Origin of the sequence: Aeromonas cavernicola, from assembly GCF_002795305.1 — a bacterium.
GTDB classification, from domain to species: Bacteria; Pseudomonadota; Gammaproteobacteria; order Enterobacterales; family Aeromonadaceae; genus Aeromonas; species Aeromonas cavernicola.
In genome coordinates this window covers 1-7,396 of sequence record NZ_PGGC01000204.1, presented here as the reverse complement: position 1 = coordinate 7,396, position 7,396 = coordinate 1, and the positions used below count along the sequence as shown (strand labels likewise).

At 45.4% G+C, this 7,396-nt stretch carries 8 protein-coding genes; all 8 read left to right on the top strand.

Features of this window, described 5'->3' with window-relative positions; translation table 11 throughout:
- The first annotated feature begins 140 nt into the window (after positions 1 to 140).
- Entirely contained in the window at positions 141 to 1,136 is a 996-nt protein-coding gene (locus CUC53_RS17640; protein WP_100295328.1) for a KpsF/GutQ family sugar-phosphate isomerase, read from the top strand.
- A 53-nt stretch (positions 1,137 to 1,189) separates the two neighbouring features.
- Entirely contained in the window at positions 1,190 to 2,080 is an 891-nt protein-coding gene (locus tag CUC53_RS17635) for a glycosyltransferase (RefSeq protein ID WP_100295327.1), read from the top strand.
- A gap of 1 nt (position 2,081) precedes the next feature.
- A complete protein-coding gene (locus CUC53_RS17630) occupies positions 2,082 to 3,479 on the top strand; it encodes a capsular polysaccharide export protein, LipB/KpsS family (RefSeq protein ID WP_157798318.1) in 1,398 nt (465 codons plus the stop codon).
- 14 nt (positions 3,480 to 3,493) lie between these two features.
- Positions 3,494 to 4,249, top strand: coding sequence for a hypothetical protein (locus CUC53_RS17625; protein WP_100295325.1), 756 nt, complete (start codon positions 3,494 to 3,496; stop codon positions 4,247 to 4,249).
- Between the two features lie 9 nt (positions 4,250 to 4,258).
- Positions 4,259 to 5,056 (top strand): 3-deoxy-8-phosphooctulonate synthase, encoded by a 798-nt coding sequence (kdsA, locus tag CUC53_RS17620; RefSeq protein ID WP_100295324.1) that lies wholly within the window; start codon positions 4,259 to 4,261, stop codon positions 5,054 to 5,056.
- 141 nt (positions 5,057 to 5,197) lie between these two features.
- Positions 5,198 to 5,992 (top strand): 3-deoxy-manno-octulosonate cytidylyltransferase, encoded by a 795-nt coding sequence (gene kdsB / locus CUC53_RS17615; RefSeq protein ID WP_100295323.1) that lies wholly within the window; start codon positions 5,198 to 5,200, stop codon positions 5,990 to 5,992.
- Between the two features lie 256 nt (positions 5,993 to 6,248).
- Positions 6,249 to 6,566, top strand: coding sequence for a hypothetical protein (locus CUC53_RS17610; RefSeq protein ID WP_100295322.1), 318 nt, complete (start codon positions 6,249 to 6,251; stop codon positions 6,564 to 6,566).
- Positions 6,567 to 6,656: 90 nt separating this feature from the next.
- Positions 6,657 to 7,396: capsular polysaccharide export protein, LipB/KpsS family (locus CUC53_RS19360; protein ID WP_476692216.1), on the top strand; the 740-nt coding region annotated here is incomplete at its 3' end.

The window sequence follows — 7,396 nt, the reverse complement described above, 5'->3', positions numbered from 1 at the left end:
GGAGACCAAATCGCTGCAAATCACCAAAGACTTTACCAGCGTGCTGTATCAAATCGCCGTCTCGGCGGGTGTATTGGTGGCGCTATGATGCTTATTTGCTTTTATATATTTTCAACATTAGACAGGGATAAGGTGAACAGATGAAAAGCCAGCAATCGGTGGATATTCGCAGCTTTTATGATGAGGTGCCCTTTGGCGGGGATGTTATCGACAGCATCAGGCAGACGTTTAAGCAGCAGGGAGAAACCTTACTTAATTTGGCTGCTGAATTTAATAAGGCGCAATATAAACTGGCGTTATCCCTGATGATCCAATGTAAGGGCCATGTGATTATTTGCGGCATGGGAAAATCAGGTCATGTAGGGCGGAAAATATCGGCGACCCTGGCCTCAACCGGTACGCCCAGTTTTTTCGTTCACCCTGCCGAAGCGTTTCACGGGGATCTGGGCATGATCACCCCGGATGATGTGGTGGTTCTGATCTCCAACAGTGGGGAAACCGATGAAGTATTGAAACTTATTCCATCGCTGAAAAACTTTGGCAACCGGATTATTGCCATTACCGGTGGGATGAAATCCACGCTGGCAAAGAATGCCGATGCCGTGTTGGAAATTAAAATACAGGGGGAGTCTTGCCCCAACAATCTGGCTCCCACCACCTCGACCACTCTGACCATGGCAATTGGTGATGCACTTGCATCCGCCTTGATGAATAAACGTAACTTTATGCCCAATGATTTTGCCAGATTCCATCCCGGTGGCAGTTTGGGGCGGCGACTGCTGACCCGCTTAAAAGATGTGATGAGTACCCGTTTGACCAAGGTTAATCCTTCGACCTCATTGAAAGAAGTAATTGTTGCAATGACCAAAGATCAGCACGGAATTGCCTTGGTGATGACAGAGGAGACGTTAATCGGGGTAATCACTGATGGAGATTTACGCCGAGGAATGACACGACCAGACTTTGATCTTCATACCTGTCAAGCACGAGATATCATGACAGATAGACCGATTACTGCTTCTCAACACTCAATGCTAAGTGATGCAGAAGAGTTGATGAGGGCTAACCAGATTAAACAACTTTTAGTAGTTAATGAGACTTTTGTTCCGGTTGGGGTTGTTGATTATTATAATTAGATAAATAGCTTTTAAATTCATTGCAAATAAATATAGATGGGTAAAAATACAAAATGAAATATCTAATTGTCAATCCTTATGGTAATGCTTCACATGGTATCGCAAATTATATAAAAAGTTTACAGAACAGTCTGGTAGATATAGATTTTATTACGTTTGAAAATAAAAAGAATCTTTCGCCACAGAAGTTTAGAGAAGAACTTTTCTCTTATGTGACATCAAGGTTCGGTTATGATGATGTAATCATAGAGGCTCCAGAAGCAAAAGCGTCTACATTGCTTTTACCCCGACAGTATAAGACTCATATTCGTCTTCATTGCCCATTGGCTGTAGCACAAAAGTACGATGGTCAAACCCCGAATGAACAAGAATACTCAAATGAACTAAGAGTTATACATAAGGCACATATAGTTTCATCTCCCTCGTATGCCCTCGCGGAAGAAATGAAAAATGAAGTGTCAGGTAAGAATTTCTTTTACTATAAAAACCCTATAGATCCAAGCATTTCAAATGTGCACACAGAGAAAAAATATGATCTTGTTTTCATGGGGAGATTTCAAGAGCTTAAAGGTATATCATATATAAATAGAATTCTTGAGTTATTACCAAGTTCATATAACGTTCTTTTATTTGGTGCAAATTCGAACTTATTAAAGATATCTAAAAAGATTAAATGTAATGTACACAGGAAAGGGCAAGTAACTGGTGACGCTAGGTTTGAATTAATCCGAAGTGCAAAATGCTTGATGTTGCCTAGTAAATTTGAAAATTGCAGTATGGTTATTTTGGAATCTTTGGCATGCCACGTTCCGGTAGTTGCTTGGAATGTCGGCGGAAATAGTGAGATTGCATCTACCGATGTACTTTCATGCTCAGCTATTGAGGACTATCAAAGCTTCTCTAACTATATTATTAATTATGTATCTAATCCCCCCCCAAAATGACATGTTTGAAACGGCAACATCATTAATAAATAATGATTTTATTAATGGTATTAGTGCGCTAATTAATAAGGCAACCTTTGGCTCATCATCTTCTTTTTGTGGTATAAACTTTTCACAACAACACTCAATATCTATTCAGAATAATAAATCTCAAAACTTTCTCTTTGATTCATCATCAGAAAAAATTAGAGTTTTTGGGGTTGCTTACTCAAATGAGCATATTGAAGAACTTTGGGCTCCTGTTATTGAATATTTAGGATATGAATACAGATATGTCTGTAGAAGGCCACTAGGTTATCATTCTGTTTTTAAACACTCTCCATTTCCCGTCAATACTAAATGGGTATGCCAATTTGACTGGGTAAAAGATACAGAACGTCTTATAAAACAGATAAAGGCATACAGGCCAAATTGTATTTTGTTCCATAACGGTGCTCATCCAGTTTATAAGCATGTTATTGATTCATTAAGATCTCTGAGAATCCCAATTGTTTTTTCAGAGCTAGGTTGGTTTCCACAAAAAGATCATGTTTATTTTGATCAATGGGGGGTGAACGGATTGTCATATATTGCCAACCAGACGGCAGAGCAATTATGTGAAAGGGTGTTCAATGATTCAAATGAACAATCGTTGTTACTAAAAGGTGATTATGCGCTAGTAGTGACTCAATTAGAAAATGATACTAATTTAATTGTAAACTCACCACGTTTCAAGAATAATGAAAATTTTATTTCATATGTAATATCAGAGTTAGACGAATCTGTTCAAATTATAATAAAACCACATCCATTAGATAAAAACATGGAAAGGTATGAGAAATTCGTAGGTAAAAATGTATCGTTGTCTCATGATAGTGATACGATGCAATTGATAAAGAGTGCACACTCTGTTATTGGTATTAATTCAACGGTGCTTCTTCAATCCCTAGAATATGATGTGAATATATATTCCTTTGGTCGTTCAATTCTTGATAATAAAGGGGTCGCGATAGATTGTTCAAGAGCAGAACTGAGTTCACAGTGGTCCCTAAAGTTAATAGGTTCAAGAGAACGTAGAGATGCTGTAATTCAATCTTTGAAACAAAGACAATTAAATCTTATTGATATAAGACATGGTGAGTTAAAAAATAAGATAGCTATAAGGCCATTGGTAGAAAATAAGATTTTTGATTTCTCACATCTACTTCCTAATAACGCGGCGCCGATTAAAAAAGTGTCGCAAGAGACTAAAAAAACCGGTAATAATACAGATGTATCTACTGTATCTACTGTATCTACTGTATCTACTGTATCTACCATCTTGCCTCATGGTAGTAAAAGGAAGTTTAATAAGTTACTCAGAGAGCCCAAGAAATTCATTGCTGATATGATTCATAATATAAAGACCGTTTCAGCTTGAATCAAGGAAGTAATATGAGGTTAATTTGCTCAATTGGTAGTTGTCTATCTGCCAATGTAGCCTATCAGATGCATAAGTTGATACCAAATTGGTACAGAGTCAGCAGTGTTCAACATAACAGAATAGACCAACTGAATAGTATATATATAGAGAGAAAGTATAAGCCTTTAGGACTAAGTGATATCGGATTTGAATTATCAGCTGAGTATAAACATGTCAATACAGTCGATAATCAAATAAAAGGGGTTGGTTTAGGTAGGTCCCTTCCTAAAAAAGATGATCCATTACCATTGATAGATGTCTTAGATTGCATTGATTTTGGAAAAATAGACATATTTATATTTGACAACTTTGCTGAATTATTGTTTAAACTTTATCGACATAGAAAGCTCAATACTCCTATGTTTATAAATGAGCATTACTTGACTGGTAAGGCTGAATTGTTCGTTTTTGAAAATAAATTCATGAGTCCCATAGATGTATATGAAAGTTATTCTAGTGTTTTTAAATATATATCAAGTAAAAATCCAGCTTGTAAGATAGTTTTTATCCCATTTCCTATAAAACTAAAGTCTGATGAGCATCTAAATGTCAGATACCAAGAGCAATTAACAGTTTTAAATGAATTGAAGGGTTTTTTTAATAATCTTTATATTATTCCAGAAAGGGATATTCAACAATCTGACTTATTAAGACATGGTGATATATATCACTTTAATGATTCATGCTACTTGAATTATGCACGAGATCTCATAAGAGAAATCATCTGAGGAGTAAAGATGTTTTTAATCGCAGGCCCCTGTGTTATTGAATCCGAGCAACTGGTGATGGATGTTGCCGGTCGTATTAAAGAGATTACCGACAAACTGGGTATGGAATATATTTTTAAATCCAGTTTTGATAAGGCCAACCGTAGTTCTACCGGTAGTTTTCGTGGCCCGGGTATGGAGCGTGGTTTGCAGATCCTGCAAAAGGTGAAAGAGACCTATGGTTTGCGCGTGTTGACTGACGTGCATGAAGATACGCCAGTTGAAGAAGTGGCCAGTGTTGTCGATGTGCTGCAAACCCCGGCCTTTTTGGTGCGCCAGACCAATTTTATTCAGCGTGTCGCCCGCTGTGGCAAGCCAGTTAATATCAAGAAAGGGCAATTCCAGGCCCCTTGGGATATGGAGCAGGTGGTCAAGAAGTGCCATGAGGTGGGTAATCAGGATATCTGGTTGTGTGATCGTGGTACTTCCTTTGGTTACAACACCCTGATCTCCGATATGCGTGGTTTGCCCGTGATGCGCCGTACCGGTTGCAAAGTGGTATTTGATGCAACCCACTCGGTACAGCAACCGGGCGGACAGGGTGCCACCAGCGGTGGTCAGCGTGAGTTTGTGCCCGTGCTGGCTCGCGCCGCGGTGGCGGTGGGGGTCGATGGTCTCTTTATGGAAACCCATCCAGAACCTGCCAAGGCGCTGAGCGATGGCCCGAATATGCTGCCTCTGTCCGTCATGGAAGAGATGCTGACCGTATTGGCCGAGCTTGACAGCGTGACCCGTGCTCATCGCTTCCTTGAAGACGCGCTGGTCTGAGTTGTCTGATTGATGCAGTGCAGGTTTACTCACGAGATTGCGGTCGTGCGCCGTACTTTGGTGGCAAATGTGAGCCGGTAAACAGGGAGTGCCTTGCGGTACTCCCTTTTGTTTTTCTATTTACCCATGGTGAGTTCTGTTATGGCTTACAAAATTGTCATCCCTGCCCGATATGGCTCAAGCCGCCTGCCCGGTAAACCCCTTGCACTGATAGGCGGTAAACCCATGGTGTGGCATGTCTGGCAGCGAGCATTGGAAACCGGCTGCCCTGCCAGTGATATCTGGGTTGCTACCGATGATCAGCGGATCATGGAGGCGGTCGCAGGTTTCGGCGCCAATGTGGTGATGACCGGCCTCCATCACAGTTGTGGATCCGACCGCTTGGCTGAAGTAGCTGCCATCCGGGGGTGGGGAGAGAATGAGATTGTGGTGAATGTGCAAGGGGATGAGCCCTTGTTACCAGCCGGAATGATCGAGCTGGCCGCCACTACGCTAGCGGCTGACGCCGAGTGTGGCATTGCCACCTTGGCCTGCCCCATCACTGATATGGCACAGGTGATGGCCGCCCAGTGTGTCAAGGTTGTGACCAACAAGGCTGGTCAGGCTCTCTATTTTTCCCGTGCTCCGGTGCCGTGGGCGAGGGATCATTTCACCTCTTTGCAGCAGGAGGGCGTCATGCCAGATAGCCCCTCTGCCCACTGGCTGCGGCATATCGGTTTGTATGCCTATCGCGTTAACACGCTTATGGCATTGAGCCATTTGCCACCCGCCCCGATGGAGCAGCTGGAATCGCTCGAGCAGTTGCGTGCGCTGTGGCACGGTATTGGGATTGCGGTTGCAACCGTGGAGCAAGCCCCGCCCCATGGCGTCGATACCCCAGAGGATCTGGCCCGTATTCAGCGTCATTTCGACACAGGGTTAATACCTGCCCAATAACGCGGTGTCGGCATCCTTACCTGCTTGCTTTGCCTGAGATCACCACCCCTACGCTGGCCAGTGAGTGCTCCCGTTATTTTACCCATTCGATGTCCCCCTTTCGATTTCACTCTCTCGGGGCACTTGCCCCCTCAATGTGGACGTTTTATGAAACCTGTTCTTGTTGTTAATCTGATCGCGACCTATCCCAGTGGCCGTCATCCGGAGCGTTGTACCTGTTCGTCGTGGCGAGTGGCGGCGGCGCGGGTGCCGTTGATTGGGTGTCTATCAGGGCAGGGTGGTGACGGTGATCCGTGGGTGTGCTCTTGTTCCGAGCGCGCCAGAGGTGGCTGGTGCGCAGGTGCCGAGTACGCCCGAGGTGGTGGGGGATGATTGGGATGCGGGTTGCCGGGGGCGTTATTACGTGCTGGGTGGCGAGGCGTTTACCGAGCGGGATGTGGCTGTCTGGTCACTGACCCGCTGCCCACAGTTGCTGGCACCCTTGTCGAGCGTACAAGGGATCCGCTATCTCGCGCGTGAACTCTCGCACAAAAAATTCGACAGGATCCCGATGGGAAATGTGCAACCGAAGTGACCCGGATTGGTAATCCCCCTGGCATTGGCTTTAACCGATTTTTTTAAACCGTCCCTCTTTTATCCCCCTTACTGACATCCGAGATTTTTCATGACTCTATGGACACAATCCAGCGGCATTCTGGCGCGCAGGCGGCAGATCTCTGCCTGTCTCGGCCAGCAATTGGCCCGACTTGAGCCCTCTTCTGAGTGCGTGCCACAAGCGGGCGATGGGCTGGTTGGCTGGGGCCAAAAAGCCAATACCCGTCAGATTAAACAACGGGCCCACGCGTTGGGCCTGCCTTATTGGCAATTAGAAGATGGTTTTATCGGCTATGTCGGCCACCCCGCTAAGGGGGGCCATGCGCTGTCGCTGATTGCTGACCCTGTCGGCATCTATTACGACGCCCGCCAGCCCAGCCAGTTAGAGCAGCTGATTGCCACCCCCTGCGATAGCGCCTTGCTGGCGCGGGCCGAGCGGCTGATGGCCGATCTGGTCCGGTTTGGCATCACCAAATACAACGGCTATGCCAGCAGCGAGGCCCATCATGGGGGGAATGGCGGGGTGTGGTCGCCGCAAGCTAGCCCTGAGCGGGCGGTTAAGCGGATGCCGCCAGCAGGGCTGCACCATGCTGTTGGGTTGCACCATACGGTTGGATTGCACCATGCGGCGGGGCTGATGCCGAGCGCAGGGCACGCGGGGCAAACAAAGCCGCAGGGCGTGATCGGGCGTTTGCTGGCCGATCCACGGCCACGGGTGTTGTTGGTGGATCAGGTGGCGGGGGATTTGTCGATCCCCGGCGCCTTGGCCAGCGAGGCCGATTTTCTGGCCATGGTGGCGGCGGCGTGCCG

Bases quoted from the DNA above. Each gene is read 5' to 3' on its own strand.
- kdsB (WP_100295323.1), top strand. From the start codon at position 5,198: ATGGCTTACAAAATTGTCATCCCTGCCCGATATGGCTCAAGCCGCCTG.
- CUC53_RS17640 (WP_100295328.1), top strand. From the start codon at position 141: ATGAAAAGCCAGCAATCGGTGGATATTCGCAGCTTTTATGATGAGGTG.
- CUC53_RS17635 (WP_100295327.1), top strand. From the start codon at position 1,190: ATGAAATATCTAATTGTCAATCCTTATGGTAATGCTTCACATGGTATC.
- kdsA (WP_100295324.1), top strand. From the start codon at position 4,259: ATGTTTTTAATCGCAGGCCCCTGTGTTATTGAATCCGAGCAACTGGTG.
- CUC53_RS17625 (WP_100295325.1), top strand. From the start codon at position 3,494: ATGAGGTTAATTTGCTCAATTGGTAGTTGTCTATCTGCCAATGTAGCC.
- CUC53_RS17630 (WP_157798318.1), top strand. From the start codon at position 2,082: ATGTTTGAAACGGCAACATCATTAATAAATAATGATTTTATTAATGGT.